This window comes from Paenibacillus sp. OSY-SE, from assembly GCF_000283315.1.
GTDB lineage: Bacteria > Bacillota > Bacilli > Paenibacillales > Paenibacillaceae > Paenibacillus_B > Paenibacillus_B profundus.
The window spans coordinates 71,763-98,553 of record NZ_ALKF01000197.1 but is presented as its reverse complement, the minus strand read 5'-3'; the positions used below and the strand labels follow the sequence as shown (position 1 = coordinate 98,553).

The following is a 26,791-nucleotide window of genomic DNA, read 5'->3' as shown; positions in this document are numbered from 1 at the left end:
TTGCCGTTGGCCATCAAAGCTGAACGTCCGCGCTATAGCAATATTTTGCGTTCGCTTGACTGCAAACGTTTTGTGCCATGCTATACTTAAATGGATTGGATTGCTCGGGCTATGAACACGAACAATTCTTCACGACAACGGAATAAGGAGTGCACAATAATGAATTGGATGGCTGAAGTTACTGCAAGACAAGACGAGCTGTTGAATGATTTGAAAGGGCTGCTCCGCTTTGAAAGCGTTAAGGACAACAGCACCAGCGGACCAGGACAGCCGATGGGCCAGGAGATCGCCCGGGCGCTCGATTATATGCTCGAACTGTCCCGCCGCGAGCAGTTCCGCGTCAACAATCTGGACGGCTACATCGGGTATGCTGAATACGGGGATTCCGACAGCGACGAGTATATCGGCGTGCTGTGCCATTTGGACGTCGTTCCGGCAACTGGCCAATGGACTACGCCGCCTTTCCAGCCAGATGTCCGTAACGGCAAGCTGTACGCACGCGGTGCGATCGATGACAAGGGCCCTACGCTCGCAGCCTTTTATGGTCTGAAAATCGTAAAAGAGCTTGGACTGCCGTTAAAGCATAACGTGCGGATTATATTCGGCACCGACGAAGAGAGCGGCATGGAATGCATGAAGACGTATACGAAGCGCGAGAAGATGCCGATGGCTGGCTTCGCGCCAGATGCCGACTTCCCGATTACCCATGCGGAGAAGGGGCAAATTAACAACAAATTTTTCCTTAAACGGAATGGTGGTTCTTCTAAAGAAGCAGCACCAGTGGATGGGGCTCGATTCGAACTGAAGGCCTTCCATGGCGGCGGCATTGCGAACATGGTTCCAGAGTCGGCAACAGCGACCATAACCGGGGAAGCGTCTGCAATTGCGGACATGGCGGAACAGTTCCAGGCCTATTGCGCCGAACAGCAGTTGAACGGCACCGCCGAGGTTAAGGCAGGCCAGCTAGAGCTCGGGATGAAAGGCAAGTCTGCGCACGGTATGGAACCACATGTAGGCGTCAATGCCGCATTGAAGCTCATCCGTTTCCTGCGGGAATACCGCTTCCAGCCAGATGCCGATCGGTACATAAGCTTCATCGGCAAGCATCTGGTCGACGACCATCTGGGTACGGCGCTTGGCATCCAATACGAGGATGACATTACCGGTCCGCTCACTGTGAATGCAGGCATTTTCGAATTCTCGGAGCAGGCAGACTCGTTCTTCCACTTGAACATCCGCTTCCCGGTTACGCAGCAATGTGATGACATCCTCGCAACGCTGCAAGCGAAAATGGCGCCCTACGATATCGTGATCGATGACGAACTCGATTTGAAGCAGCCCCATCATGTGGATCAGAACCATCCCATGATCAAGATTTTGCAAAATATATACGCAGAAGAGACGAAGCTGGAACCGACCCTGCTCACGACTGGCGGCGGCACGTACGCGGCCTTCATGGATAATGGTGTTGCATTCGGCGCCCTCTTCCCAGGCAGAGAAGAGACGGCGCATCAAGTGGATGAGCACATTGAGATCGACGATTTGTTGAAAGCGACCGCCATCTATGCCAGAGCGATCTACGAATTGGCCAACTTAGATTCATAATGCATTCTGTAACATAAGACAAGCTTGCGAGGCTGCTCCTTGCGTCAGCGTATGACGAGGGGCAGCCTCGCCGTCTTTACTGAGTGGAACATATGTTCAGGCAAAACATACCTCAATCATTACGAAGCATCCTTTTTATAATTCTCTTGTGGAAGCGAGAGAAGAATCGGGATCTCGTTATTTAAGAACTTTATGATATTACTTATGAAATTAGTGATTTGTATATAAATAACAGAAGGTGGGGGCAATCGTGGTTTTTAAGCTGAATTTTATCCTGATGGCAATTATCGCTGTTGCGATTTGGCTCCTTTGCCGATATAGAGCCCGCAGCAGACAGTCCAGTACAAGGTATCGCGAATGGTTGTTGTACGTATTGTTTATTTACCTGCTGGGTGTTTCTTACTTTACACTCAAGCCATTTCATTTCATCATTCCTATCCCGGGACTGTACCCGAGACAGTTCTCGGTTGACTTTTATTTGTTTGCAGAGCTTAGACGGATGACGGACATCAAACTGCAACTGTACTACTCGGTGGCCAACATAGCGATGACAGTCCCATTCGGTTTGCTAATTCCGATGTTATACCCATTCGCGCGGAAAATATACATAACCGGACTGTTGGGATTGAGCTTCTCCCTGATCATCGAACTGGCACAAGTTCTGTTTACAACGACACGCACGGCTACAGTAGATGACCTGTTTTTCAATACGGTAGGCGCGATTATGGGATACTGCTGTTTCTATTTAGGGAATAGGAGCATCCGCAACCACCTTAGCAATAAAAAATGAACTTGAGCCGAGAAAAAATTTTTCTTCCGTTAGCATGTGTTCAACTCAACAATCTCAAAAAACCGAAATATTGGAAAGATCCACGGGTATACTACAAATATAAGTTGACTGTAATGTATCCAGCGGACCTGGCTGTGTTGCAGCGCTTGCTGCGGAAATGAGCGCCAAAGCATTCATTCCAATGAAGCCTGCCGTAAAGAGAAATACGCGCTCGGTTCGTTGCATAGAATCCAATGCAGGATGAGACTAGGAGGGATAACGCATGAGTGACTTGTTGAAAAAAGCCGTCTCGCTCGGATGGGGCCTGACAATGGCCAGCAAAGAAAAGGTGGAGAACCTCGTGGATGAACTGGTGAAGCGGGGAGAGCTCGCGCCTGCGGAATCCAAAGAATGGATCAACCGGCTCATCGAAAAAGGCGAGAAAGAACAAGCTGAATTCAAAACGATGATTCAAGAGCAAGTCAAACGCAAGCTACAAGAAATGGACGTTCCGGTGAAGTCCGAACTGGCCGCATTGGAAGCGCGCATCGCCGCATTGGAGGCGCGTCTCGCTCGATCGGAAGCAGAGCCGGAGCAGGAACGTGTGGATTAGACATACCCGCCGCTACCGGGAAATCGCCATGGCGCTCATGCGTCATGGCTTTGGCTATATGGTCGAGGAGATCGGGCTGTTCCACGTGCTGTCGCTCCCCCGCCGTATGATTACGCGTAAAGCACCGGAGACGAAGACGGTGGGAGAGCGGATTCGGTTGGTATTGGAAGAGCTCGGTCCGGCCTTCATCAAGCTGGGCCAGCTGCTCAGCACTCGCTCCGACTTGTTCCCAGACTCCGTTATCCGGGAACTGATCAAGCTGCAGGATCAGGTGCCCCCTTTCCCGGCACACGAGGCACGCCGCATTATTGAAGCGGAGCTCAGTATGTCCATTGGAGACATCTTCAGCTCCTTCGAAGATGTACCCGTAGCGGCGGCTTCAATCGGTCAGGTTCATCTGGCCAAGCTCCACAGCGGGGAAGCGGTAGCGATCAAAGTTCAGCGGCCGGGCATCCATCCTGTCATCGAACGCGATATGGAGATTGTTAAAGGCTTGATCGCCATCGCCGAAAAACGCTGGACATGGGTGGCAGAGTATCAGATTCCGCAAATGATTGAGGAGTTCTCAAAATCGATGAAAGCGGAGCTCGACTACAGTCACGAAGGCCGCAATACTGAGAAGATCGCGCGGCAGTTCCTGCATTCGGCTGACATACATATCCCCCGGATTTATTGGCAGCACACCTCCTCCCACGTGTTAACGATGGAATATGTGCAAGGCGTGAAATTAAACCGGCACGAGGACATCGTTGCACATGGGCATGATTTGAAGGCGATAGCCGAACGGTTCGTTCATGCGATGCTCCACCAAATGTTCATCGAGGGCTTGTTCCATGCCGATCCGCATCCCGGCAATTTGCTTGTATTGGATGACGGCAGACTGGCTTTCCTCGACTTCGGCATGGTCGGCCGCTTGAGCAGTGATATGAAGGAGCATCTATCAGATCTCATCATCTCATTGATGCGACAGCGGACGGATGGGATCATCCGGGCGATTGCAGGGCTCGGCGTCGTCCCCGACCGTACCGATATGACGCGGCTAAAGCGGGATCTGGATCGGCTGCGCGCGCAGTATTACGACATTCCTTTTACCGACATCAGTCTGGGGCAGTCGCTGCACGATCTGTTTGCTGTCGCCCAGCGGCACCGGATTACGCTCCCTCCCGATCTTATTATGCTGGCGAAGGCGCTCATTACAATGGAAGGCGTCGTAGAGGAGTTGGATCCGACTCTAAGCATTTTGGATATGGCGGAGCCATTCGGGCGCAAATTGCTGTTGGAAAAATACAGTCCCCGTCGTGTCCGGAAAAAGCTGCTCGGCGGAGCTTCCGATTTTCTGCAGGCGCTGACCGATCTGCCGAAGCAGGCCAATCAGCTTGCCCGCATCCTGAGCAGCGGCAAAGTTAAGGTCGAGGTCGAATTGCCGGATCTGGAATATACGCTGCACAAGTTCGATCAGATCAGCAACCGGCTCTCCTTCAGCATCGTGCTGCTCGCCTTCAGCATCATTATGGTCGGGCTTATTGTCGGTTCCTCGCTCAGCAGAAAGCCGACGTTGCTGTGGGATGTTCCAGCGATCGAGATCGGGTTCATCGTCGCTGCCTTTATGTTTCTATGGCTGCTGTACGCGATCTTCAAATCCGGCAGATTTTAAGCGGTGCTAGTATGGAAAAGATCCATTACAATCGGATTGAGGGTGGCTTCCACTAACGAAGACGCCCTTTTTTTATTTTGCTGTTGACTCTCACGTTACGTGATGGATTACGATAAAGACAAGGAGGTGAGCGGATGGCTTACAGAGTGAAGGAAGTGGCCAATTTAGTCGGAATTAGCGTGCGCTCGCTCCACCACTATGATGAGATTGGGCTTCTGAAGCCGGACACCGTCACCCCGGCAGGATACAGGCTGTATTCGGACGACAATTTAGCGACGCTGCAGCAAGTTTTGTTCTTCAAAGAAATCGGCTTCTCGTTGGAAGATATTAAACAAATTTTGGGCCAGCCGAATTTTGATCGGAAGCATGCCCTGCAGGTGCACCGGGAATTGCTGCTCAAGAAGAAGGAGCGGATCGAAGACATTATTCGCACGGTTGACCGTACGATTACATCCCTAGAAGGAGGCATAGTTATGAAAAAGAAAGAGATGTTCGAAGGCTTCGATATGGCGGAAATCGAGGCGCACCAGAGGAAATATGCCGAGGAAGCGCGCGAGAAATATGGTCGGGATGTCGTCGATTGCACGATGGAACGGACGTCCAAATATGCGAATGACGATTGGGCTGCAATTATGGCAAGCCAAGCAGCCATTTATAACAAGCTCATCGCTGCGATGGAACAAGGGCCCGCGGATCCGCAGGTCCAGGCGGCAGTCGGCGAATGGAGACGGCATATTACGAATAACTTCTACGATTGCACGCTCGACATCTTCCGCGGTCTCGGCGATTTGTATATCGCTGACGACCGCTTCACGAAGAGCATCGATCAATATCAGTCGGGCTTAGCCCAATTCATGCGGGAAGCGATGCACATTTATTGTGATAACGAAGAGAAGTCAAATTGTGCCGATAAATCAAATCTATAAACCTAGAGCACACGAGCCTTAGAATCGATTCTAAAGCTCGTGTGCGAGTCCGCTCACTAGATTCCCCTAGTTAACTAAAATGTGAAGTGGCCCAAATCACTTCTCTGGATTTTTTTTAGCCTTCATGCGTTTAAACACGACATCGTACATATCATTTCCGTGATGCAGGGATCGCTTCACACGAGAGATCGTTGCTGTGCTTGCGCAGGCCACCTCTTCAATCTCACTGTAAGTATTATGATTATATAACATTTTGGCTACTTGAAATCTTTGAAACATGGTCTTGATTTCATTTACAGTACATAAGTCATCAAAAAAAGAATAACACTCTTCGACTGTTTCTAGTGTCAAAATCCCTTGAAAAAATTCATCTAAAGCTTGTCCTTGCAGTTCATCTATTAGCATGTGTCTACCTCCTAGAGTGATTGCTGCATCATACCATTCTCACTTCATCTTGAGATATATGATCTGAAGGCCGTTAACAACAGCATTTATTCTGTCACCTAAAGATATTATCTCCTTAGAAAGCCATTTATTAGAGCAACCAGTACACAATCAGCAAACTATGTGATTAATTTCACCGATATATACAACATTATTTAACTATCAATATTAAAATTAGGCAAAACTATTATATCATTATTTTTCCGAGCGTAATTCATCCATATATTACAAAAACCATGAGTTTGGATATATTATCAAATCATTTCCCGCTGTAATCGTTAACAAAAAAATGGATTTACTAGTTCGTGGACGCTTCAGCCAATGAAGCCCGTTCCGTCCAAAAATCCATTTATTACAAGTTTCTTTCACAACGGAATCGTTGCTGCTGTTGCTCTATCTTGCATCGGTTTAGACTTTCACAGAAAAAAGCCGGATATATAAGTGGAACTAATTTTTTTTTACTTGGCGGTTGAAGTAAGCTACATTGGAATATATACAGTAAAATGTACGGTTTGGCGGCTAAACGGCATGTCACTGTACATAGTCCAATGTAAGATGAGACAAGGGGATACGATCAAGCTGCTCTAGATGATTTTTTTTCTGTTCTTCTAATAAAACCCCACAAAATATTTAACACGGGAGCGACAATACAAAATATTGCGAATGGAAAATATTCCAATGTAGAAACACCTAAGGTACCCGTAATGAATACGCCACTAACTCCCCAGGGAATAAGCGCATTGAAGGCTGCACCGGCATTGGCCAATATTGCCGAAAGCTGCTTTGGATGCAGATTGATTTCTTCGAATTGAAATTTGAAAGCTTCACCCGGCAAAATAATGGATAAATATTGTTCACCGAGAAGAATGTTAATTCCCATGGCACACAACGCAGTCATTAAAATTAATTTTCCTTTTGTACTTACGAATGCCGAAATACTTGATATTAAGGTTTTGATGATCTTGAGCTCTACTAACAGTCCTCCCAGAGATAACGCAAGCAGGATAAGAGAAACAGACCACATCATACTTTGAATTCCACCGCGAGTAAGCAGGACATCTACACTCTCCACTCCTGTATGCGAAACAAATCCATCTTGCATCAGATTGGAAATTTCAACAAAGCTAGTGTGTGGATGATAGATATAGCTGATACAGATCGTAAAAGCAATGCTCAATAGCAAAGTCGGAATGGCAGGTATCTTTCTCCAAGCACAAATGAATAATACCAATACTGGAATTAATGTAACAACCGATATGGGGAAAGAGGAATACAATGTATTAACTAATTCATCAATTTGAGCCCCTGTTGACAAGACTTTTGAGTGACCCACTATCGCGAAGAAGATGAGTGAAATAACGAACGACGGAATCATTGTCCGCATCATGTTTCGTATATGATCGAATAAGTCCACCTCTGCTATAGCAGATGCTAAGTTAGTTGTATCAGATAAAGGGGATATATTATTACCTAAGAAGGCTCCTGAAATGATGGCTCCTGTGGTTAGTGCCGAATGGTATCCCATGATTTGCCCCATCCCAAAGAAGGCGATACCAACTGTCGAAATCGTTGTGAATGAGCTTCCTACGGTTACCCCCACAAGCGCACAAATAACAAAGACGGAAGGTAAAAAGAATTTTGCCGATAAAATTCCGAATCCATAAACCATAATCGTAGGAATTGTTCCTGCAGCAATCCAGACGCTTATCAAAGCGCCAATAAGCATAAATATAAGGATGGGAATCAAGCCCGGCATAATGCCGTGTTGAATGCCCTTGTGGATGACATCCCAAGAAACGCCTTTCATCTTCGCGAATAAGATAACAGCACCTAACGAAATCAAAATAGGAACTTGAGGAGATAAGCCTAAGCCTATAATACAAGTTCCTATGATCGCCAATAGAACAACTAAAAGAAACATACTTTCTTTTAGCGTAACATCTTTTTTCATATGATAGACTCCTTATCATTTAATGACCATCTATTTAATCATGCAGTCATCAAAAATTGGGATATAGATAGGACATAAACAATAATTTGAGCTTATTGATGCAAGCGCTGATCCGCCTTATTGTATGCTCCGTGCCATACGGGTCCAACGAAACGATTAAAAGCAAAGCCAGACCTGATGCCTTCGGCAGTGAATGCTTTTGCTTTCGCTACTGCCTCTTTCACAGATAGCCCCTTGGCAAGTCCTGCTGTTATAGCCGCGGCAAAGGTGCATCCTGCGCCGTGATTGTGATTCGTATGAATCTTCTCTGAGTCATACAATGTAAATTCCGAGCCATCATACAGCAAGTCAATCGCTTTATTATCCTCTAGCGATTTCCCCCCTTTAATTACGACATGTTTCGTGCCAAGCTCTATAATTTTTTGCGCGGCTTCCTTCATGTCAGCTACCGTGCTTACCTTGGCCATGCCGGATAATTGACCTGCTTCGAATAAATTAGGCGTTACAATCGTTGCTCTTGGCAAAAGATACTCGCGTATAGCCTGTCCATTTTCTGGCTGTACCAGTTCATTTTCCCCTTTGCATACCATCACCGGATCAATTACTACACTTTTCACATCGTATTTGTCAATGACGTTGCTCACGAGCTTAATGGTGTCGACCGATCCGAGCATTCCCGTTTTCATGGCATCCAATGAACCGCCGGAGAATATCGTTGTCAATTGCTCATGCACAAGCTCTGAGTCCATTGGATGTACATGATGATGCCAATGATTGTCAGCATCCATGGTGACGATAGCCGTGATGGCAGTCAAACCAAAAGTTCCATATTCTTCGAACGTTTTGAGATCCGCCTGCAGTCCTGCTCCCCCGCTTGAATCAGAACCGGCAACGGTTAAGACTTTTTTGATAGTCATTTCAAGCACTCCCTGTCTTGTAAGAGATTGTATAAAGGGTGAATGCGTAACAACATTCCTATCGTTACGCATTCATGTTTCATTATTACGAATTCATTTCGTTGTTGTAAATCGATTCAAGTTTGTCTTGCATAGCTTTTTCAATCTTGGCAGCATATTCATCGAAGACCGCTTTATCATGAGCATATGGAGATAATCCACAAGCACGCAGTACGGTAACTTTGCCCTCGCGATCCCACTCTTTCTCGCTGAATCCAAGACTTTCAACAAATGGAAGCGGGCTATTGCCGTAGTCAGGAATAGCAAAATCTGTATGGGAAGTAATGAATTCGTTGTTGTATAATCCACCTTTAACGTAAGAAGCATAGTCGAAGAAATCATGGTTCAATTTATTCATTTTTTCCAAGTCCGTATTGCCTGCTTCGTTGAATACATAGTCCACCATGTTGAAGTCAGGTTTTGTTAGCGGATAAACGTTGATTGTTTTATCGCCAACTTTAAATTCTTTATTTTTCAAGAAATCGTAGAACCGATAAGATCCCTCGATACTTGCACCGATTAATTTCCCATAACCAGTTACGTTTAATGGCAATACTTTATGAGCTGTCCAGACTGCTGCTGCAGTTGCGCCTGCTTTTGATCCTTCAAGAATATAAGCGCCCAGCAATGCAGGAATGTCCGCACCTTTTTCGAATACATAGGTTGCGAAGTAGGAGATGGCGTCACGCATTCTGCTATCTTTAATAACAATTGCACCAGCGGAATAAGGAATATATCCCATTTTGTGCGGATCAATTGTAATGGTTTCAGCTTGATTCATGGCTTTGAAGGAACTGTAAATATCTTTGGTGAGCCATTCATTTTTCTCTGTGAAAATGTTGTATTTTTCATAAACTTCATCAATTTTGTCGTAATCGATAAATTCATTGTTTTCGTCCAAGAAGATAGCACGAGCATACCCGCCATAAGCAGCATCCACATGAATGTAGAAATAAATTCCTTCTTTCGCCAATTTCTCGCGAAGCTCTACCATTTTGTCGATCCGATCCACTTGACCTTCTTCAGTTGTGCCAATTACACCAACTACACCGAGAACCGGAATTTCTTGTGCAGCTAATTCACGAATTTTAGCTTCTAATTTGTCAATGTCCATGCGGTATTGATTATCAACATCGATAGCTTCTACACAATCCAACCCAGTTCCGATAATGTCAGCAGCTTTCAACCAAGAATAATGTTTCGTTTGTGGAATCAGCCATTTGCCTAATTTATTGAGGTTTTTACCACTACGAGCAGAGCGAGCTTTCACTTCATCAAGTTTGTCAGGAATTTGATCCATGATGTCGAGAATTTCCTCTGTAGACATATTTAATAATTCCCACTCTGATTTCCCTTCCACATATTCAGGCGCTACTTCTTTAATAGCAAGCGGAAGTGACTTCATGTTTCTTGCGTACCATAGACCTTCTAAGTTCGCGATTGAACCGTCGGCACAAATATGTCCCCAGCCTTTGTCTTTTTGGTAGCTCATAAGTGTAGCGAATTCATGTCCGACTTCTTCTTCCATTTGAGAAGTGCCCGGTGAAGATTCATAAGCTACGTTATTGCCGTTCCATAACATAGCAGCTGTATAAGCAATAATAGAAGGCATCAACGTTTCAGAATTCATATGTCCCCAGAAACGGCCTGCTGTGTGCCAAGGCAACGATTCTGTCCGAAGCTTGGAAGATAACTCATTAAATACACTACGTACATGGTCAGCAGTTTCTTGGAAGCTCTTCGAACTTCTATCATGCGGCGTAATAACCGGTAAATCTTGAGGTTGATAGTTTTGACGCCAGCCCACATGCTCATCCACGACTTTAAGTAACAATTCTTTGAATAAGTCAACATTTTCACCTTTGTCACCTAGGAATAGTGCTTTTAAATTGATATCTGGCATTTGGTAATTCATTGTTTGTTCCTCCAATATGTTCAATTAGTATGTTAACGGAATATATGAAACTTGATATTCAGTAGCTCGCTAGTGATTACTCACTTTTTTTCCACTCCGGTTTTTTACATTTGTAAATAATCAGAGCGATACCAACCATAACGATAGTAGCTCCCACTTGATAGATAATGTATCCTGTGTATTGGCTAGGCTTCAGAATCGATGGTGGAATGATACTGACTGTAATCGTGATAGCAACACTTAACATGGATAGGATGGAGACAAACCACATTAATCCGTTACCCTTGCTGCCTAATCTAAAAGGTCTTTCAACCTCAGGCATTTTGTATCGTAAGCGAATAGCTGAGATAGCAATTAATGCATATACAACGCAATACAGAATGGTCGTTGTTATCGTGATAATCAGAAACGCGCTGTTGACATCCGGTACGACCACGTACAAGACAGCTACTAATGAAATAACAATCGCTTGTATCATAACAAAGGTGATTGGAATATCCCTTTTCGTTCTTTTTTGGAAGAACTTAGGCAAGTTCCCTTCATCCGCAACTTTAATCATGGATTTACTTGGTCCCAATACCCATGCGCTTAATTGAACTAATACCCCAATTAAAATCATGGCTGAGATCATATTTACAACGATTGATGGTATGCCTAAATTTTCACAAAATATAAGATAAGGTTGCGTAATATTGGCAAGTTCTAATTGCCCTCTTGGTACTGCGTTGGATACCGTTAAACCAGCAACAAGGTTAAAAATAACCAATAAAATAACGGAAGCAATAACGGCTATCGGATAGTTGCGTTTCGGATTCTCGATATTGTTCGCATGCACGGACGATATTTCAACACCTGCGAAGATAAAGATAATCCCCGACAAATAAGATAAGCTCCCCAATTCTGAAAAGTTCGGCACTAAATCTTTAACTTCAAAATTCCCCAAATAGCTGTTCGGCTGGATTCCGTTTTTGAACAAGTACATTACACCTAAAATGACAAGAATCACAAATGGAATGTAGACCCCTATAACCGATCCCAAATTACCGCAAATTTTAACCATATCAAATTTAAGATTTAATAACGTTACCCCCCAGTAAGAAATGAGGATAACCGCAAAAATAAAGTAATTGTTTGAAGATAGTTCTGGTACGTTAATGACATATCCGAACAACACGCCTACTGTGGAAGATACCATTACCATACCGAAAAACATTTGAACCCATAATAACCAAGAGGTTACGAACCCCCATTTTTCACCCAAAGCTTTCTTCACCCAAACTTGAGGCCCTCCCTCTTCAGGGAATCCGGTAGAAAGCTCAGCTGACATCAATGCGATAGGCAGTGCAAATAACACCGCTGCAACAAGCATGTAGAAGATTTGGGTCCAGCCTGTTATGGAGAGCGTCGGTACACTGCGTACAGTACCAAAGAACGCCATCGTAATACCGATTAACCCGAAAAGTGTTAATCTTTTTGATTTGCCCATAAATCTGTCCTTCTTTCTGCTATTCAATTCTTTATTTCAAACTCTCTTAAAAATTTAGAGAAATAATTCACATACATAAAAAGATGTATAACGAATGTGGTGGTTTATTTCTCATCTTCACCTCTCGTTATGAAAATGTTTGTCTATAATTGTTAATCGATTAACTGGAACAACGCCAGTTTACGCCTCATTTTTTGTTATGTCAATAACCTATAACTCTCTGTTGTATAAGGCTTTTTGTTGTTTTTCCAAAATCTAATTACTTGTGCCTTTAAAGCTTTTACTACTTTATTGATAAAGGCTTTAAACGATGCGCGCTTTTAAGGGTAAAAGCGGCTATGAACTGAATTTCAGATTTATAATTCATATTTATGCATAATTATTCTATGTGTTCTTTTTGTAAGGAAGGAATCATTGAGATATGAAGTATGGGAAGTAACCTTATACGGAATCACTGCAGATCACTTTGGCTCGGAAGGCATACTTATGCAGAATGAAGAAATGTCTCATTTGGCAGTCTGGGGCTAAGATAATAGTGGAATTACCCTTTTTTTCTTTAATTTATCAATCAAATTTTAATGGTTTAAAATTGTTCAAATCTTAAGGGAAGGGATTATTATCCAAAATTTTTTTTGCGATAAACAAGATTCTTCAGGGGGATTGTACTGACACTGACTCTTATCGGGAACGAAATGTTCCGTTAATGGAATGGCACATTCAGACTGACGGGGATCTGCTTCATCCGCCCCTTTGCTTCATTCTCCCCATCCTTCAGAAAACAGTATGACCAAGGGAGTCTCTGGGTCTCTGGGGAAATGACTGAGCGAATAATTGGAAAGGGACTATTCCGCAGCCACTTCCATGGCTTTTGGGACAGTCCCTCTTTAGAAAGATCATAAATGATAGATACCCTGTTTTTTTAAATGTTACTAGAAGAGAAAAAAGGGTTGTTTTGTTCTTCCCTTAAACCTGGATGCCACTCTAACATACTTTCAAATGCACAATTTGCAATTGAATCTTCTGTATATAATGTATCCATGTCTAGATCAAAGCTGTTATCGATTTCGAATTGGTCCATCACATCTTTTAATAGTCTGCTATATCCTATTAGTCTTCGTGATGCAATATGGGTATTTTTTTCAGCTGAAAGCTTACTCTCCGCAGCTTCATCGAACAATGATAACCCTTTTTTCATTTTCATAATAATAGCACGGTCATCACCCTTGGAATTAACGGCTTTCACCTTCACAAATAAGTTGTTTTCAATATCCAATGCCTTACTCCACAGGGATGCCCAGTTATCATATTTAATATAATATCTGCCTTGAAAATAACTTTTTATTGTTGGGAGCAAGATATGGATTCTGGGATAATAACTATCCCCTGATTTCACAATATCCAGCATTCGAAAATAACCAAGAGTAGCTTCCTTTATGCTCTTATACTTAAACAAACGATTAAATCCAATTAACATATTATTTAGCTCTTGATTGATATGTTCTTCTGTCACATTATCTAAACCTAACTCCACTATCAACCAATTGACTTGTTTCTCTTTGTTAACTTTTGTTATCATGTAGTGATTAAAATATGCTAATTGTAACGAGCGTTTCCACGATACAAGCATGATTAATCCCCGCTTTTACTCCATGATGATAGCTGAATTAAGGTAAATTACCCCAATTTTACTAGACTGTAGTTCTTTTTGCCTTTGCGAATAATAATAAATCTGCCATCGAATGAGTTTTCCATGGTTACATCCATGCTTACATCAGTTACTCGTTCACCATTCATGGAAATTGCTCCGTTCGTGATATCTTCTCGAGCCTGACGCTTAGACGGTTCAATGCCTAGATCGACTAACCACTCCACAATATTTTTTGTTTCTTTTGAAGCATGGAAGGTAGGCATATCTTTAAATCCTTGCTCAATTTCATCTGCGGTTAATGATTTAATATCTCCGCTGAATAATGCTTCTGTTATTTTTTTCGCTTGATTCAACAATTCATCACTGTGCACAAATCTTGTCATTTCTTCCGCCAATACTTTTTGTGCTTCACGTTTATGCGGTTCTGTTTTCACCTTGACTTCTAATGCGTCGATCGCCTCTTTATCTAAGAAGGTGAAGAATTTCAAGTATCTAATGACATCACGGTCATCTGTGTTAGCCCAGAACTGGTAGAATTCAAATGGCGTTGTTTTGTTAGCATCTAACCATATTGCCCCGCCAGCTGTTTTACCGAACTTGGTGCCGTCCGCTTTTAACATTAATGGAATCGTTAATCCGAATACTTTGGCGCTTGAACCTTCTTTTTTACGAATCAAGTCCAGACCACTTGTGATGTTCCCCCATTGGTCGGCACCACCAATTTGCAATTGAACATCTTCTTCTTTGAATAGATGATGGAAGTCCATTGACTGAAGAATCTGGTATGAGAATTCCGTGAATGAAATACCACTATCTAGACGACTTGCTACAATGTCTTTTGCCAGCATCGTATTGACACTGAAATTTTTCCCGTAGTCACGCAAGAAGTCTATTATGTTTATTTTATGTGTCCAGTCATAGTTGTTTACCATTTTCAGTTCATTGCTGCCGCCTGTATCAAAGAGCTTTTTCATTTGTGCAGTCAGAGCTTCAACATTCTCTTGCACTTGCTCTAATGTTTGCAATTGACGTTCTGTTTGACGTCCGCTTGGGTCACCAATTGTTCCGGTCGCTCCACCAATTAAGATAACAGGACGGTGTCCAGCTAACTGGAAGCGTTTCATCATCATAAATGGAATTAAATGTCCAATGTGCATACTATCACCCGTTGGATCGACACCACAGTACAGGGAAATCTTCTTTTCATTTACCAATTCGCGTAATCCTTCTGCATCTGTCTGTTGGTTGATCGCATCGCGCCATTCGAGTTCTTCGATAATATTCATGGTTGTCCAACTCCTTTTATTTTTAAATCTCCTATACGTATGACAAACGCTGATATAAAAAAAATCGCCCTTATGTCTATAGTAGACATAGGGACGATTTATTAACCGTGTTACCACCCAAATTGTATTAATAGCGCTGCAGTCACTATTAATACCACTCTCAGCAATAGTATCGATTGCTAATCCGCTTAGCATTACCTAAGATACTCCAGAGTGTAATTCACAGGTTTGTTTGTACTAGGTTGCATCAACCCCTAGCTTTCTGGAAACAGTGACAAACATGCTACTAGGCTCTTTCAACGTATATCATATATAAGATTACAGAACAGTATAGTGAATAAAAGAATACTTGTCAATAAACTTTTAGACTAATATCGATTATCTCACCCACCTTAAGACGGAGAAGCCTTTCACTAGGCCGTAAATTGATGCACAATGAAGGAGGATAACAGCTTTCGCGTTGATCCTGCCCCCACTTTGTTCCTGATCTTTTCAATGTGGTTTTTTACCGTTTTCTCACTAATCATGCAATGACTAGCAAGTTCTTTGTTACTGTATCCGTACACAACCATGAGATTCATAATCTCACTCTCCCGCTTGGTCAAATGATAATGATCGGCGAAGGAGTGAATCACTTGATCCATGGTCGTCATCGGAACGGGTTGCTCGTCGTATTCTGTATTCATGCTCTGTACCTCTTGTGAACGTTAAATTTCCGCTTTCAGCAGCTCTAATTCATGTGCAACTTCTTCGATCATCGTAACCGTAGACGCGATCTGCCCCGCTGTTGCCCCTTGTTCATCGGAGTAAACCGTCATACTTTGCGACCCTTTTTGAACGCTTTCAAGAACTCTGAAAATCACTTTTAGCTTTCCTTCGATTTTGTTCAGCGCTCCCTTGGAATTGCCCGCCAATTTCCGGACTTCATCTGCCACGATACTAAATCCTCTGCCATGCTTTCCTGCTCTCGCCGCTTCAATAGCCGCGTTCAAGCCAAGGAGATGACTTTGTTCCGAAATGCCCCTCATGACATTACCCATATTATGAATGTCGGAAACCTCCTTGTTCAATTCCATCACTTTGCAGTGGGTCTGCTGCTGTTTCTTTTAATCGTTCGCTCGTACTATGTTTAGTAATGAGCTCAAGACGTTCGGGCTGAGATACAAACTGTTGGTACAATTCATCTACAAGCTGATTGGTCACACTGGCAAACTCCGCTTTCTTACTTTTTAAGAGGGATAAATCTCTGTCTGTAATCCCAATAAATTCAAGCTGGATTCTTCGTTCCGCCTGCAAAGTAATCATCGATTACTTCTCCTTATTAACCATAAATAATGTGAAGTCGAGCCTAACTATTATACAACCGAAATTGGGGATGTCCAACAATTATCAGTATGAAGCATGACAGCAATATTTAAAATATTAATGAATATTGGGATGAAATCGGATGGGAGGGAACGTCATGGACTTCAAAATTGTTGTGGCTGACGATGAGCAAGCGATTGCTAGTGCGATCGCCTATGCATTGAGACGGGAAGGATATACGGTTGAGACGGCCGCAGATGGCGAAGAAGCGCTGAGCAAGACGGAATCGTTCCAACCTCATGTGTTGGTGTTGGACGTCATGATGCCGAAGATGAGCGGCTTCGACGTATGCCTCAAGCTGAAGCATCCGGACACGAAGACGGCCCAACTCGTCACCGCGTACTTGGATATTCTCAAACAGAACGGAGATGTCATCTAAAATCCAGGTACAGATAGTATCTTTGGGGCACCGAAGGAGAACGTTCTTCCGTTCTGGGATGGCATAGATGGACAGGTCAAGCGCATGTTCGACGGTGAATCAGGTAAATAGACGCACAAAAAAAGTGCATGGAAGCAGGCCCGTTATACGCCTGTTTTCATGCACTTTGATAGTTAAGTCTTACTTCGTGCCTGCCTCTATTTCCTTCACCATTTCTGCAACGGAGAGCAGTCCGCCACCGGACAGATACCAGAAGCTCGGATCCAGATAGACGATATTGCCGTCTTTAAATGCTTTTGTATTTTTGACCAGCTCATTCTCCACTACTTGCTTCGCAGACGATTCGCCGCCTATTGCCGCGCTTCTGTCAACGACGAACAGGTAGTCCGGGTCTTTTTCCACAATATATTCAAAGGAAATGCCTTTACCGTGCGTGGAAACCTCAATATCTTTATCTACTGGAGTGTAGCCGAATACGTCATGGATTATGCCGAATCGGGAACCTGCTCCGTATGCGCTGATTTTACCGTCGTTCGCCAAAATGATGAGCGCGTTTTTGTTGTTTGCCGTCACTTTTTCATTTAACTTTTTAATCGATTCATCGATGTTGGCCAGTTCTGTTTTCACTTCGTCTTCTTTGCCGAAAATTTGCCCGATAGTCGTTGCATTCTCTTTGAAGGAATCCATGTAACGCGCCGTATCGACACCCAAGTAAATCGTTGGGGCAATTTTCGTAAATTCTTCATACATGTCAGATTGTCTGCCGGAAATGATAATTAAATCCGGAGCAAGCTCATTGATTTTCTCGAAATCCGGCTCTTTCAAGCTGCCGACATTCGTATATTTGTCGTCTTCGAATTTGGAAAGATACGGCGGCAAGTTGCCTTTCGGCATCGCAGCTACTTCGATCCCTAATTTATCCAATGAATCCAATGCGCCAAAGTCAAACACGACGATCTTCGAAGGATTTTTCTTTACCTTCGTTTCCCCTAATTTATGCTTGATCGTAAGCTCTTCAGCCGGTTGGTTTGTTGCCGCTGCGTTGGACGCATCGCCTTTTGATTCCTTTTGCCCGCAAGCCGCTACTACCGTGACCAACATGGCAATTATGAGAAGCATAACTGTCTTTTTCATTTTTCCACCTCGATAATTTTTTATTGATGCTGTTCGCACCGTGACCCTTTTGAAAATGCATGTATATCATTTCAATGAAACCAGACGGAATCATTGAAAGCTGTAACCCGCGTTAAGCGAAATAGACACAAATCTTGTTGTCATTGATATCTTCGATCTGAATGTCCATATCATATATTTCCTGCAATACGGACGGGACGATAATCTCCTTGGTGGTGCCTTCTCTGACGACTCTGCCGTTCTTGAGCGCGACGATATAATCCGAATAACAGGAAGCGAAATTAATATCATGGATGACGATAACGATCGTCTTGCCAAGCTCATCCACCAGTCTCCGTAAAATTTTCATAATTTGCACGGAATGCTTCATATCCAAATTGTTAAGAGGCTCATCCAGAAGGATATACTCCGTATTTTGGGCGATGACCATGGCGATGTAGGCCCGCTGCTTCTGGCCTCCGCTTAGTTGGTCCAAATATTTATGCTCTATATCCTTGAGATCCATATATTCAATCGCTTCATCGACATATTTCCAATCCTCTGTCGTCAGCCTGCCTTGCGAATAGGGAAAGCGTCCGAAGGATACGAGCTCCCGAATCGTCAACCGGAGATTGATATGATTGGACTGCTTCAGAATCGATATTTTTTTCGCCAAATCATTGCTCTTGCATTGACTGATATCTTGCTCGTCGATGTAAATGTCTCCTGCGTCTTTCGAAATCAGACGGCTGATCATTGACAGCAGCGTGCTCTTCCCTGCCCCGTTCGGACCGATAAAGGAGGTGATCTTGCCCTTCTCTATCGTAACGGACACCTGTTCCACCACGTTTTTGTTCCCATATTGCTTTGAGACATTTTTTACTTCTACCACGATTTATTCTCCTTTAATAGAAGATAGATGAAGTAACCCCCGCCGACGAAATTGATAATGACGCTTAAGGTAGTGGAGAACGTAAATACTCTTTCCACAATCAACTGTCCCCCGACTAACGCGATGATGCTGATGAGGACGGAGCCTAAAATCAAAAACTTATGCTGGTACGTCTTCAAGAACTCATACGTCACGTTCACGACGAGCAGCCCCAGGAACGTGATAGGGCCAACCAGCGCCGTTGAGATGGAAATGAGTATCGCGACGACGATCAGCAGCCGCTTGACCACATAATCATAATCGACGCCCAGGTTAATGGCCTGCTCTCTTCCCAACGACAGCACATCCAAGTACTTGGTGAATCGCATGAAATACAACGACACGAGCAGCACCGAGATGCTGGCGATAATAAGCAGATCGGTTTTGATATTGTTGAAGCTCGCGAACATCTTATCCTGCACGATGGCGAACTCATTCGGATCGATGAGCACCTGCATGAACGTGGACAGACTTCCGAACAAGGTGCCGAATATCAATCCGATTAACAATAAAAAATAAATATTTTGATCTTCGCGCTTGAAAATGACTTTGTATAAAATACTTGAAAACAGAACCATAAGGCCAACGGAAATAATAAAGTTGATATTGCTGTTCGTTATCGTCGCGTTCATCGAGCCGAATACGAAGATGACGAACGTCTGGATTAACATATATAGCGAATCCAAGCCTAAAATGCTCGGCGTCAATATGCGGTTGTTCGTTATCGTCTGGAATACGGTCGTCGCAAAGGCGATACAGCCCCCAGTCAATATAATTGCAAATACCTTCATGCCTCTTCGTGGAAGGACATAGCCCCAGTTGTTTCCGATTTTGATAAATACAAATACGGCAATCAACGCGACGGCAATGGTGGCGAGAACTCCTAGTTTTCCTTTATAGCCCATGTGCCCTTCTCCTCATCAGTAAGTAAACGAAAATAGCACTTCCTATGACACCGACGGTCAAGCTAATCGAAATCTCATACGGATAAATAATGATTCGACCGAGTATGTCACAGAACAAGACGAATACGGCCCCAAGCAGAGCGGTATGAGAAAGGCTGTTCTTCAAATGATCGCCTTGGTATATGGACACGATGTTCGGCACAATCAAGCCCAGAAACGGTATCGTCCCTACCGTTAGCACGACCGAGGAAGTCACCAGAGCCACAATTACTAAGCCGATATTAACGACCCGTTTGTAATTCAACCCTAAGTTCTTGGAGAAATCCTCGCCCATTCCGGCAACCGTAAATTTATTGGCATACAGGTAAGCAATGACGATGAGCGGAATGCTGATATACATCAGCTCGTACCGCCCCTTAAGAATCATGGAGAAATCGCCCTGCAGCCATGAGGACATATTCTGAATCAAATCATACTTATATGCGAAAAAGGTAGAAATCGAACTGATAATGTTGCCGAACATCAACCCGACAAGCGGAATGAAGATCGCATCTTTGAATTTGATCTTGTCTAGAATCTTCATAAATACAAAAGTTCCGAGCAAGGCAAAGACAAAGGCGACAATCATCTTAAGCAGCGGACTGGCGCTAGTAAACAACATCAAAGATACGAGAATGCCGAGCCGGGCTGAGTCCAACGTCCCCGCCGTCGTCGGCGACACGAACTTATTGCGGCTTAACTGCTGCATAATCAAGCCGCAGATGCTCATGCTGACGCCTGCAATAATAATGCTGATAAGGCGCGGCAGCCTGCTGACGAGCAAAATTTGTGCTTGGTCATCCGACAAATGAAATAAATCCAGCGGCGTTATATCCTTGACCCCGATAAAAACCGAGGCAAATGAAAAAATAATGAGGGCGATAACCAAGTATCTTTTCTTCATGACTCTTCCTTTTTGCAGAGTGTGATTTTTTATTTATGTATAAAACGAAATGATGGATAAATATAGGCAGTAATGATATTCATTATCAATAAACTCAAGGAGTATTGTAGCCTACCTTAAAATGAGTGTCAAGATTAATGATAATAATTATCATTGGAAAATGATAAAATCATCACTGACGTGTTGTCAATGGTCGTTAGCTTACCTTTATTTATCTGATAGTGAGAGCTTCACAATTAATGACCACTTGGCTTTCTTTAATTGCCCGGGGGTAAAATCTATCGTCTTGATCTAGTTTTCAATCCGCAGCATTGATCCCCTATACAGCCGCCTGCTCCAGCGCGGCCTGATAGCTTCATCATATCATTGCTCGATTGTGTGCGGTCCGCTTAGCTCTCCTTTTTTTCATAGTGAATTCCAATTCCATTTTCTGCTATAATACACGTAATCGTTTTCAGTTAATCGACATCAACCCATATTATTCGACCACCACGATTTTCTGGACAAGCTTGCCGGCAAGCTTGACATGCAGCAAGGTCTAGGCGAATGCACACAGCCACGATGGGAATCAGATATGAATTCATAAGCTACCTATATTATGGGAGGCGGTATTTATGCAAAATAAGGCGGCAGGCAGCAAACCGAATATCGTGTTAGTGTTAACGGACGATCAAGGGGCATGGGCCATGGGATGCGCCGGAAATCATGAAATTCACACGCCCAACCTCGACCAGCTTGCGGCACAGGGAATCCGGTTCGCCAACTTCTTCTGCACCTCTCCCGTCTGTTCGCCGGCGCGGGCATCCCTGTTCACCGGGCGCATTCCATCGCAGCATGGCGTTCACGACTGGATCCGGGAAGGAAACATAGGACCAGACGCGATTCCGTATTTGGCTGGTCAGACTGCCTTCACCGAAATTTTGGCGGAGAACGGTTATGTGTGCGGCATCAGCGGGAAGTGGCATCTTGGTGACAGCATGACACCGCAAAAAGGCTTCACCCACTGGTTCGTTCATCAGACCGGAGGGAGTCCCTATTACAATGCGCCGATGGTGCGGGAAGGCGAACTCGTCTGTGAAAAAGGCTACATTACCGATGTCATTACGGATGATGCACTGCAGTTCCTGGAATGGCAGGACAGTTCACGACCTTTTTATTTGAGTGTTCACTATACGGCGCCGCACAGTCCTTGGATTGGGAACCATCCGCAAGCCTTCACCGACCTGTACGCTGACTGTCCATTCGAGACGTGTCCGCAAGAACCCGCACACCCTTGGCGCATTCCTACCGCTCCCGGACCAGAAAATCCGCGGGACAATGCAATCGGCTATTACGCCGCCATTACGGCGCTGGATGCCAACGTTGGCCGGATTCTCCACAAGCTGGATAAGAAGGGCTTGCGCGATAATACGCTCGTCATCTTCTTGAGCGACAACGGGTTCAACACGGGGCATCACGGCATATGGGGCAAAGGCAACGCCACGTTCCCGCAAAATATGTACGACACCTCTGTCAAAGTTCCCGCGCTATTCAGTCATGGCGGAAGGATCCCGCACGGCATCGTATGCGAGCAGTTGGTGAGCGGGTATGATTTCATGCCCACGCTGCTCGATTATGTCGGCTTGACACACGACGAAGCTGAGCATCTCCCCGGGAGCAGCTTCCTCCCGCTTCTGCTCGGGGAAGAGATGCAGGAGCGGGACAATATCGTCATCTATGACGAATATGGTCCGGTCCGTATGATTCGGAGCAAGGAATGGAAGTATGTTCATCGCTATCCTTACGGCCCGCACGAGCTGTATCATCTGGCAGCCGATCCGGGAGAACGCAGCAACTTGATTGATCATCCAGACTATCGTCGTCAAGCTGCCACGATGAAGGCGCAGCTGGAAGCATGGTTCCACCGTTATGTCGACCCTGCCTTGGACGGGACGAAAGAGGCCGTCTACGGTTCCGGTCAGCTGCGTCTTGCCGGTCTCGCCAGCCGCGGTGAGAAGGTGTACGAGGAGCAATGAAATTGGACCCTGGATTTCCGTCTAAGGAATTCAGGGTCTATCTATTCGTTGCTCCGCTTCCGTAATGACAGGCAAGCTGATTGTAAACGTGGTCCCTTGCTGCGGCAAGCTATCCACCGATATGCTTCCTCCATGATTGTCAATAATATTGTAGCTGACCATTAAGCCAAGGCCCGTTCCTGTATCCTTCGTCGTATAGAAAGGCTGTCCGAGCATCTCCAGCTTGTCCGGAGGAATGCCGCATCCTTCGTCTTGAATCGTAATATATACGGATTCCTCCCTTAACAAAACATCGATGTAAATATGTCCGCCTTCCGGCATCGCTTCAATCGCATTTTTAATTAAATTAATGAACACCTGCTTGATTTGATTCGGCTCACAATATAACCATATCGTTCCATGCAAATAACTGGATATAATTGTGCTATTCTTCATGGTCGCCTGTACGCTCATCAAAGCGATGATTTGTTCGAGCAGCAGCACAATATCCGTTTTTCTAATCGTCATGACATTCGGCTTCGCCAATATAAGTAATTCGTTACAAATGATTTCAATGCTTTTCAATTCGGATTCTACGATGTCATAGTATTGTTCCTTCTCTCCCTTTAATGTCCGCATCAGTTTAATAAATCCGTTGATCGAGGTGAGCGGGTTACGAATTTCATGTGCAATCCCTGCCGCCAGTTGGCCGACAATTGACAGCTTCTCCGAATGAAGCATCCGCTCTTCTTCTTTCTTCCGTTCCGTGACGTCCTGGAATACCCCGATTACCGCTCGTTCTCCGCAATAGGTAGCTGGAATCGAGATCCCTTCCACATACTTCAACTCTCCGTTATAACACGTAATCTTATATTTGGCGTTCCCTATCTTCTCCCCTTGACGGTATTTGCGCCTTCTCTCTTCCAACTTATCGTGATTGCTCGGATCTACGATATCGTTCGTGGACGTTCCCAGTACATCCTCTGCGCTCTCGGCCCCAATTAAATTGAGCGCGGCGCGATTGACATACTGACATACACCGCTTTGAGTGATGAGCACGGCTAACGGCAGCTCTTCCAACAGGTTGCGGAAGGACTCTTCCTTTTCCCTTAACACGTCTTCCGTCTGCTTTTGTACAATTTCGGTCAGCTTTTTTGCCGTAATGTCATGGAACTGCGAGAATAAAAAGACAGGCACTCCCTTCTCGTTATATACAACCGATGCGATAACCATGCACCATACCGTTTGACCCAGCCTATGAATATAGCGTTTCTCCATATGATACGCTTCTATTTTCTGGTTCAATAGCTGATTGACATACTCCAGATTTTCTTCCAAATCATCCTGATGGGTAATCGACTGAAAATTCATTGACAGTAATTCTCGTTCATTGTAGCCGACCATGTCGCATAGTGCCCGATTAACTTGTATGAAGCAGCCTTCTAATGACACGATTGCCATCCCAATAGACGCATTGTTGAAAGCGAAATCGAACAAGTCAATTTGCTTCAAATGCATGAGAGTATCCCCTTTCAATCGCCACATCCCCAATAAATGAATTACGCACGGAATGATGTATGTCTTAATATAAGGAACGGCAAATACCAAAATATTGATTTTATGTGTTTTGTACGGAATAATTCGCTACAGGAATGGAATATCCTCGTTCACGAATCAACTTTTTTCCATAAACGGTGTATTGTATCCTTTGTCTTTCAAGGCACACGTAATACATGACAGGCTCTGTTGGAAGGGGAAAATGAGCGCAGATTGGCATAGCAACATTGCGGTACTGACCCATACTTACGGTGAAAGTGCCTCTGCCCCCCAACAGCGGAAGACGATTATGACGATGATGGGATTCGTTCGTTAAGGTTGGGAGTGATTGGAGGACTTCTATTGACGGCTGCCGCAATCTATGCAAATGTAGGTAACGAAGGACGATATCCATGCAATCATTCAGGGGTGAAATGATGATAGAGATGCATACTTCGCTTACCGTCATGTCGTACAACATTCAGCATGGCCGTGGAATGGATGACCGGTACGATCTGGTCCGGATTGCGAATGTCATTCGTGATTCCGAGGCGGATATTATCGCTCTGCAGGAGGTCGATCGCTGCTTCGCGGACCGAAGCAACTACGAGGATACGATTGCCGTATTGGCTGCGCAGTTGGAGATGAATTACGCCTATGGCGCCAACTTGGATTGGGCCCCCGAGCCGGGACGCAGCGAGCGGCGGCAATACGGAATAGCCGTGTTAAGCAAATACCCGATCGTGAAGCAGCGCCATTACCTGCTGAACAGCTTCGGCAGCGAACAGCGCGGACTGTTGGAGACGGAAATTGACGTGAATGGTGCCCGGCTGTTTTTCTATGCGGCCCACCTCGGCTTGGAAGAGAAAGAACGGATGGCGCAAACAGAGGAAATTCTCGAAATTGCCGCAGCACGAGCAGGTTCTGCCGTTGTTGCGGGCGACTTCAACGCCTATCCGGATGGTCCGGAAATTGCGCACATGACGCAAGCTTTTTGCAATGTGTTTGCTGATATGCCTATGGCATATACGTATCCTGCTGGGGAGGCAAATGAAACGATCGACTACATCCTCGTTGGCGGTGAGGTTATCTTCGGAGAGCGGCGCGAGGTTATCCAGACGCTAGCGTCGGATCATTACCCTATCGTGGCAAGATTGTCGTTAACGCGGGAACGGTAATGCGCACAGGGGCGCCAGAAACTCTATAAGCGGGAATCAATCCCCGATTCGAGGGGAGATCGATTTCACTTTAAGAATCCCGGCGCTCCATTTTCCGACTGCCATTCCACAAAAGTCAGCCAAGCATGCACACGACCATCATTCTCCGCGTCATAATAAAGGCATTATATAGATAACAGGCTCTTCATAAGGATGGACGCGTTTAATAATGCTCCTTACTTCCTCTATTTTGCTGTACCCTAAGCATGTGCCTGCCCGGACGTCTCCTTCACCTTCGGCTTAACCAACGCGAATGCCATTCCGCCGAAAATCAACACAATGCCTGCCATCTGCATGCCGGTCGGCCGGAATCCCGTAAACACTGTATCCAGCAGAATGGCTACGGCCGGATCGAGAAATACGAGTGCTGAAATAATGCGCGTCGGCAAATAACGCAAGCTGTCAAAAAACAAATAATAGACAAATCCGGTATGAATGAATCCCGTAGCTACAATGGCGGACCAATTGCTTGCAGTCACACCTTCAAAAGCACTGAAATCGACAAACGGCAGCAAAATGAAGATGCCGAGCGTTGTCTGCAATACAGTCATGGCATAGGCGCTCATATTCGCAACGCCCTTGCCCAGCAATGTCGTAAACGCATAAAACAGAGCAGCCAGCAGCGCCCATATTACGCCCGAAGACAGTAATTCATCAAGTGATGTGCCGCCATTGAGGCCAATGACGAGCAAGGTGCCAATGAAGCAGATGACGATAGACATAAACGCCAGCAGCGTCAATCTTTCTTTAAATACGATACTTCCGATCAGAATGACGATCACCGGAGCCAGATGATAGATAGAAATGGCTATCGTAATGGACATCAGCTCAAAAGCTTTGAATAGAAACACCCAATTGAATACGAGAAAAACGCCGCAGGCCAAAATTTGAGCGACTTCTTTCTTGTGCCACCGTTCTTGTCTATATTGTCCAGACAGAACCCAGCATAGACTCAAAAACAATGTCGCACAAATACAACGCACAAAAACCAATTCGAGTGACGGCAGACCCGTATGTTCGGAGAAGAAGCCGATCGAACCGAATATACACATCGAAATAATCATTTTAACCATAGGCAGTGATAATGACTTCATACTAGAATCAACCCCAGATGTTATAGCAATAACTACTAGTATATTATTTTTTTTGTATACA

General features: G+C 44.6%; 24 protein-coding genes and 1 other annotated feature. Of the genes, 8 read left to right on the top strand and 16 right to left on the bottom strand.

Going from position 1 to position 26,791, the window contains the following annotated elements; all coding sequences use genetic code 11:
* The first annotated feature begins 159 nt into the window (after positions 1 to 159).
* From pepV to A372_RS0124020, 5 genes are all read left to right on the top strand, one after another.
* Positions 160 to 1,605: a dipeptidase PepV gene (pepV, locus tag A372_RS0124045; RefSeq protein WP_019423467.1), complete on the top strand. Its 1,446-nt coding sequence runs from the start codon at positions 160 to 162 to the stop codon at positions 1,603 to 1,605.
* Positions 1,606 to 1,855: 250 nt separating this feature from the next.
* Positions 1,856 to 2,395, top strand: coding sequence for a VanZ family protein (locus A372_RS35620; RefSeq protein WP_019423466.1), 540 nt, complete (start codon positions 1,856 to 1,858; stop codon positions 2,393 to 2,395).
* Positions 2,396 to 2,657: 262 nt separating this feature from the next.
* Entirely contained in the window at positions 2,658 to 2,987 is a 330-nt protein-coding gene (locus A372_RS0124030) for a phasin family protein (RefSeq protein ID WP_019423464.1), read from the top strand.
* A gap of 28 nt (positions 2,988 to 3,015) precedes the next feature.
* Complete coding sequence (locus tag A372_RS0124025) at positions 3,016 to 4,641, top strand: ABC1 kinase family protein (RefSeq protein ID WP_192813633.1); 1,626 nt, start codon at positions 3,016 to 3,018, stop codon at positions 4,639 to 4,641.
* 134 nt (positions 4,642 to 4,775) lie between these two features.
* Positions 4,776 to 5,567, top strand: a complete 792-nt coding sequence (locus A372_RS0124020) for a MerR family transcriptional regulator (RefSeq protein ID WP_019423462.1) — start codon at positions 4,776 to 4,778, stop codon at positions 5,565 to 5,567.
* Positions 5,568 to 5,663: 96 nt separating this feature from the next.
* On the opposite strand, the gene A372_RS0124015 is transcribed toward A372_RS0124020, so the two are convergent.
* The 10 genes from A372_RS0124015 to A372_RS37615 form a co-directional block, all read right to left on the bottom strand.
* Positions 5,664 to 5,972, bottom strand: a complete 309-nt coding sequence (locus A372_RS0124015) for a YerC/YecD family TrpR-related protein (RefSeq protein ID WP_019423461.1) — start codon at positions 5,970 to 5,972, stop codon at positions 5,664 to 5,666.
* Between the two features lie 613 nt (positions 5,973 to 6,585).
* Positions 6,586 to 7,962 (bottom strand): Na+/H+ antiporter NhaC, encoded by a 1,377-nt coding sequence (gene nhaC / locus A372_RS0124010; RefSeq protein ID WP_019423460.1) that lies wholly within the window; start codon positions 7,960 to 7,962, stop codon positions 6,586 to 6,588.
* A gap of 92 nt (positions 7,963 to 8,054) precedes the next feature.
* Positions 8,055 to 8,879: a bifunctional hydroxymethylpyrimidine kinase/phosphomethylpyrimidine kinase gene (gene thiD / locus A372_RS0124005; protein WP_019423459.1), complete on the bottom strand. Its 825-nt coding sequence runs from the start codon at positions 8,877 to 8,879 to the stop codon at positions 8,055 to 8,057.
* 85 nt (positions 8,880 to 8,964) lie between these two features.
* Positions 8,965 to 10,833 (bottom strand): tyrosine decarboxylase, encoded by a 1,869-nt coding sequence (tdc, locus tag A372_RS0124000; RefSeq protein ID WP_019423458.1) that lies wholly within the window; start codon positions 10,831 to 10,833, stop codon positions 8,965 to 8,967.
* A 76-nt stretch (positions 10,834 to 10,909) separates the two neighbouring features.
* A complete protein-coding gene (gene tyrP / locus A372_RS0123995; RefSeq protein ID WP_019423457.1) occupies positions 10,910 to 12,319 on the bottom strand; it encodes a tyrosine-tyramine antiporter in 1,410 nt (469 codons plus the stop codon).
* A 919-nt stretch (positions 12,320 to 13,238) separates the two neighbouring features.
* Positions 13,239 to 13,946: a protein rep gene (locus A372_RS0123985; protein ID WP_019423455.1), complete on the bottom strand. Its 708-nt coding sequence runs from the start codon at positions 13,944 to 13,946 to the stop codon at positions 13,239 to 13,241.
* A gap of 47 nt (positions 13,947 to 13,993) precedes the next feature.
* Positions 13,994 to 15,253: a tyrosine--tRNA ligase gene (gene tyrS, locus A372_RS0123980; RefSeq protein WP_019423454.1), complete on the bottom strand. Its 1,260-nt coding sequence runs from the start codon at positions 15,251 to 15,253 to the stop codon at positions 13,994 to 13,996.
* An 86-nt stretch (positions 15,254 to 15,339) separates the two neighbouring features.
* Positions 15,340 to 15,562: a binding site (T-box leader), on the bottom strand.
* 104 nt (positions 15,563 to 15,666) lie between these two features.
* Complete coding sequence (locus tag A372_RS34675) at positions 15,667 to 15,939, bottom strand: helix-turn-helix transcriptional regulator (protein ID WP_019423453.1); 273 nt, start codon at positions 15,937 to 15,939, stop codon at positions 15,667 to 15,669.
* A gap of 21 nt (positions 15,940 to 15,960) precedes the next feature.
* The gene (locus tag A372_RS37620; RefSeq protein ID WP_026011264.1) at positions 15,961 to 16,293 is read right to left on the bottom strand and encodes a methyl-accepting chemotaxis protein; all 333 of its coding nucleotides are present in this window, start codon (positions 16,291 to 16,293) and stop codon (positions 15,961 to 15,963) included.
* 1 nt (position 16,294) lies between these two features.
* A complete protein-coding gene (locus A372_RS37615; protein ID WP_026011263.1) occupies positions 16,295 to 16,558 on the bottom strand; it encodes a protoglobin domain-containing protein in 264 nt (87 codons plus the stop codon).
* A gap of 157 nt (positions 16,559 to 16,715) precedes the next feature.
* Between A372_RS37615 and A372_RS34670 the strand changes: the two genes are divergently transcribed.
* A complete protein-coding gene (locus A372_RS34670) occupies positions 16,716 to 16,997 on the top strand; it encodes a response regulator (protein WP_019423452.1) in 282 nt (93 codons plus the stop codon).
* A gap of 180 nt (positions 16,998 to 17,177) precedes the next feature.
* On the opposite strand, the gene A372_RS0123955 is transcribed toward A372_RS34670, so the two are convergent.
* From A372_RS0123955 to A372_RS0123940, 4 genes are all read right to left on the bottom strand, one after another.
* Entirely contained in the window at positions 17,178 to 18,131 is a 954-nt protein-coding gene (locus tag A372_RS0123955) for a siderophore ABC transporter substrate-binding protein (protein WP_019423451.1), read from the bottom strand.
* A gap of 112 nt (positions 18,132 to 18,243) precedes the next feature.
* On the bottom strand, positions 18,244 to 19,002 hold the full coding sequence (locus A372_RS0123950; protein WP_019423450.1) for an iron ABC transporter ATP-binding protein: 759 nt from the start codon (positions 19,000 to 19,002) through the stop codon (positions 18,244 to 18,246).
* The gene (locus A372_RS0123945) at positions 18,996 to 19,946 is read right to left on the bottom strand and encodes an iron chelate uptake ABC transporter family permease subunit (RefSeq protein ID WP_019423449.1); all 951 of its coding nucleotides are present in this window, start codon (positions 19,944 to 19,946) and stop codon (positions 18,996 to 18,998) included. Before A372_RS0123945 ends, A372_RS0123950 begins: the two co-directional genes overlap by 7 nt.
* Positions 19,936 to 20,889, bottom strand: coding sequence for an ABC transporter permease (locus tag A372_RS0123940; RefSeq protein ID WP_019423448.1), 954 nt, complete (start codon positions 20,887 to 20,889; stop codon positions 19,936 to 19,938). Before A372_RS0123940 ends, A372_RS0123945 begins: the two co-directional genes overlap by 11 nt.
* 614 nt (positions 20,890 to 21,503) lie before the next feature.
* Here A372_RS0123940 and A372_RS0123935 point away from each other — a divergent pair.
* Complete coding sequence (locus tag A372_RS0123935; RefSeq protein ID WP_019423447.1) at positions 21,504 to 22,904, top strand: sulfatase-like hydrolase/transferase; 1,401 nt, start codon at positions 21,504 to 21,506, stop codon at positions 22,902 to 22,904.
* 30 nt (positions 22,905 to 22,934) lie between these two features.
* Here A372_RS0123935 and A372_RS0123930 read toward each other — a convergent pair whose 3' ends face one another.
* Positions 22,935 to 24,401, bottom strand: coding sequence for a PAS domain S-box protein (locus A372_RS0123930; protein WP_019423446.1), 1,467 nt, complete (start codon positions 24,399 to 24,401; stop codon positions 22,935 to 22,937).
* Between the two features lie 431 nt (positions 24,402 to 24,832).
* On the opposite strand from A372_RS0123930, the gene A372_RS0123925 reads away from it, so the two are divergent.
* Positions 24,833 to 25,597, top strand: coding sequence for an endonuclease/exonuclease/phosphatase family protein (locus A372_RS0123925; RefSeq protein ID WP_237728588.1), 765 nt, complete (start codon positions 24,833 to 24,835; stop codon positions 25,595 to 25,597).
* A 239-nt stretch (positions 25,598 to 25,836) separates the two neighbouring features.
* Here the strand turns inward: A372_RS0123925 and A372_RS0123920 are convergent, their stop codons facing one another.
* Positions 25,837 to 26,730 carry a DMT family transporter gene (locus A372_RS0123920; RefSeq protein WP_019423444.1) on the bottom strand — a complete coding sequence of 298 codons (894 nt, stop codon included), beginning with the start codon at positions 26,728 to 26,730 and terminating at the stop codon, positions 25,837 to 25,839.
* Between the last annotated feature and the right edge of the window lie 61 nt (positions 26,731 to 26,791).

What these genes read in the sequence shown, in the direction of transcription:
- A372_RS0123940 (WP_019423448.1), bottom strand. Translation starts at nt 20,889, where the DNA reads ATGAAGAAAAGATACTTGGTTATCGCCCTCATTATTTTTTCATTTGCC.
- A372_RS0123945 (WP_019423449.1), bottom strand. Translation starts at nt 19,946, where the DNA reads ATGGGCTATAAAGGAAAACTAGGAGTTCTCGCCACCATTGCCGTCGCG.
- A372_RS34675 (WP_019423453.1), bottom strand. Translation starts at nt 15,939, where the DNA reads ATGAATACAGAATACGACGAGCAACCCGTTCCGATGACGACCATGGAT.
- A372_RS0123925 (WP_237728588.1), top strand. Translation starts at nt 24,833, where the DNA reads ATGCAATCATTCAGGGGTGAAATGATGATAGAGATGCATACTTCGCTT.
- thiD (WP_019423459.1), bottom strand. Translation starts at nt 8,879, where the DNA reads ATGACTATCAAAAAAGTCTTAACCGTTGCCGGTTCTGATTCAAGCGGG.
- tyrS (WP_019423454.1), bottom strand. Translation starts at nt 15,253, where the DNA reads ATGAATATTATCGAAGAACTCGAATGGCGCGATGCGATCAACCAACAG.
- tdc (WP_019423458.1), bottom strand. Translation starts at nt 10,833, where the DNA reads ATGAATTACCAAATGCCAGATATCAATTTAAAAGCACTATTCCTAGGT.
- A372_RS0123935 (WP_019423447.1), top strand. Translation starts at nt 21,504, where the DNA reads ATGCAAAATAAGGCGGCAGGCAGCAAACCGAATATCGTGTTAGTGTTA.
- A372_RS0123985 (WP_019423455.1), bottom strand. Translation starts at nt 13,946, where the DNA reads ATGCTTGTATCGTGGAAACGCTCGTTACAATTAGCATATTTTAATCAC.
- A372_RS0123920 (WP_019423444.1), bottom strand. Translation starts at nt 26,730, where the DNA reads ATGAAGTCATTATCACTGCCTATGGTTAAAATGATTATTTCGATGTGT.
- A372_RS0124030 (WP_019423464.1), top strand. Translation starts at nt 2,658, where the DNA reads ATGAGTGACTTGTTGAAAAAAGCCGTCTCGCTCGGATGGGGCCTGACA.
- A372_RS34670 (WP_019423452.1), top strand. Translation starts at nt 16,716, where the DNA reads ATGGACTTCAAAATTGTTGTGGCTGACGATGAGCAAGCGATTGCTAGT.
- A372_RS0123930 (WP_019423446.1), bottom strand. Translation starts at nt 24,401, where the DNA reads ATGCATTTGAAGCAAATTGACTTGTTCGATTTCGCTTTCAACAATGCG.
- A372_RS0123955 (WP_019423451.1), bottom strand. Translation starts at nt 18,131, where the DNA reads ATGAAAAAGACAGTTATGCTTCTCATAATTGCCATGTTGGTCACGGTA.
- nhaC (WP_019423460.1), bottom strand. Translation starts at nt 7,962, where the DNA reads ATGAAAAAAGATGTTACGCTAAAAGAAAGTATGTTTCTTTTAGTTGTT.
- pepV (WP_019423467.1), top strand. Translation starts at nt 160, where the DNA reads ATGAATTGGATGGCTGAAGTTACTGCAAGACAAGACGAGCTGTTGAAT.
- A372_RS0124020 (WP_019423462.1), top strand. Translation starts at nt 4,776, where the DNA reads ATGGCTTACAGAGTGAAGGAAGTGGCCAATTTAGTCGGAATTAGCGTG.
- tyrP (WP_019423457.1), bottom strand. Translation starts at nt 12,319, where the DNA reads ATGGGCAAATCAAAAAGATTAACACTTTTCGGGTTAATCGGTATTACG.
- A372_RS37615 (WP_026011263.1), bottom strand. Translation starts at nt 16,558, where the DNA reads ATGATTACTTTGCAGGCGGAACGAAGAATCCAGCTTGAATTTATTGGG.
- A372_RS0124015 (WP_019423461.1), bottom strand. Translation starts at nt 5,972, where the DNA reads ATGCTAATAGATGAACTGCAAGGACAAGCTTTAGATGAATTTTTTCAA.
- A372_RS0124025 (WP_192813633.1), top strand. Translation starts at nt 3,016, where the DNA reads ATGGCGCTCATGCGTCATGGCTTTGGCTATATGGTCGAGGAGATCGGG.
- A372_RS37620 (WP_026011264.1), bottom strand. Translation starts at nt 16,293, where the DNA reads ATGGGTAATGTCATGAGGGGCATTTCGGAACAAAGTCATCTCCTTGGC.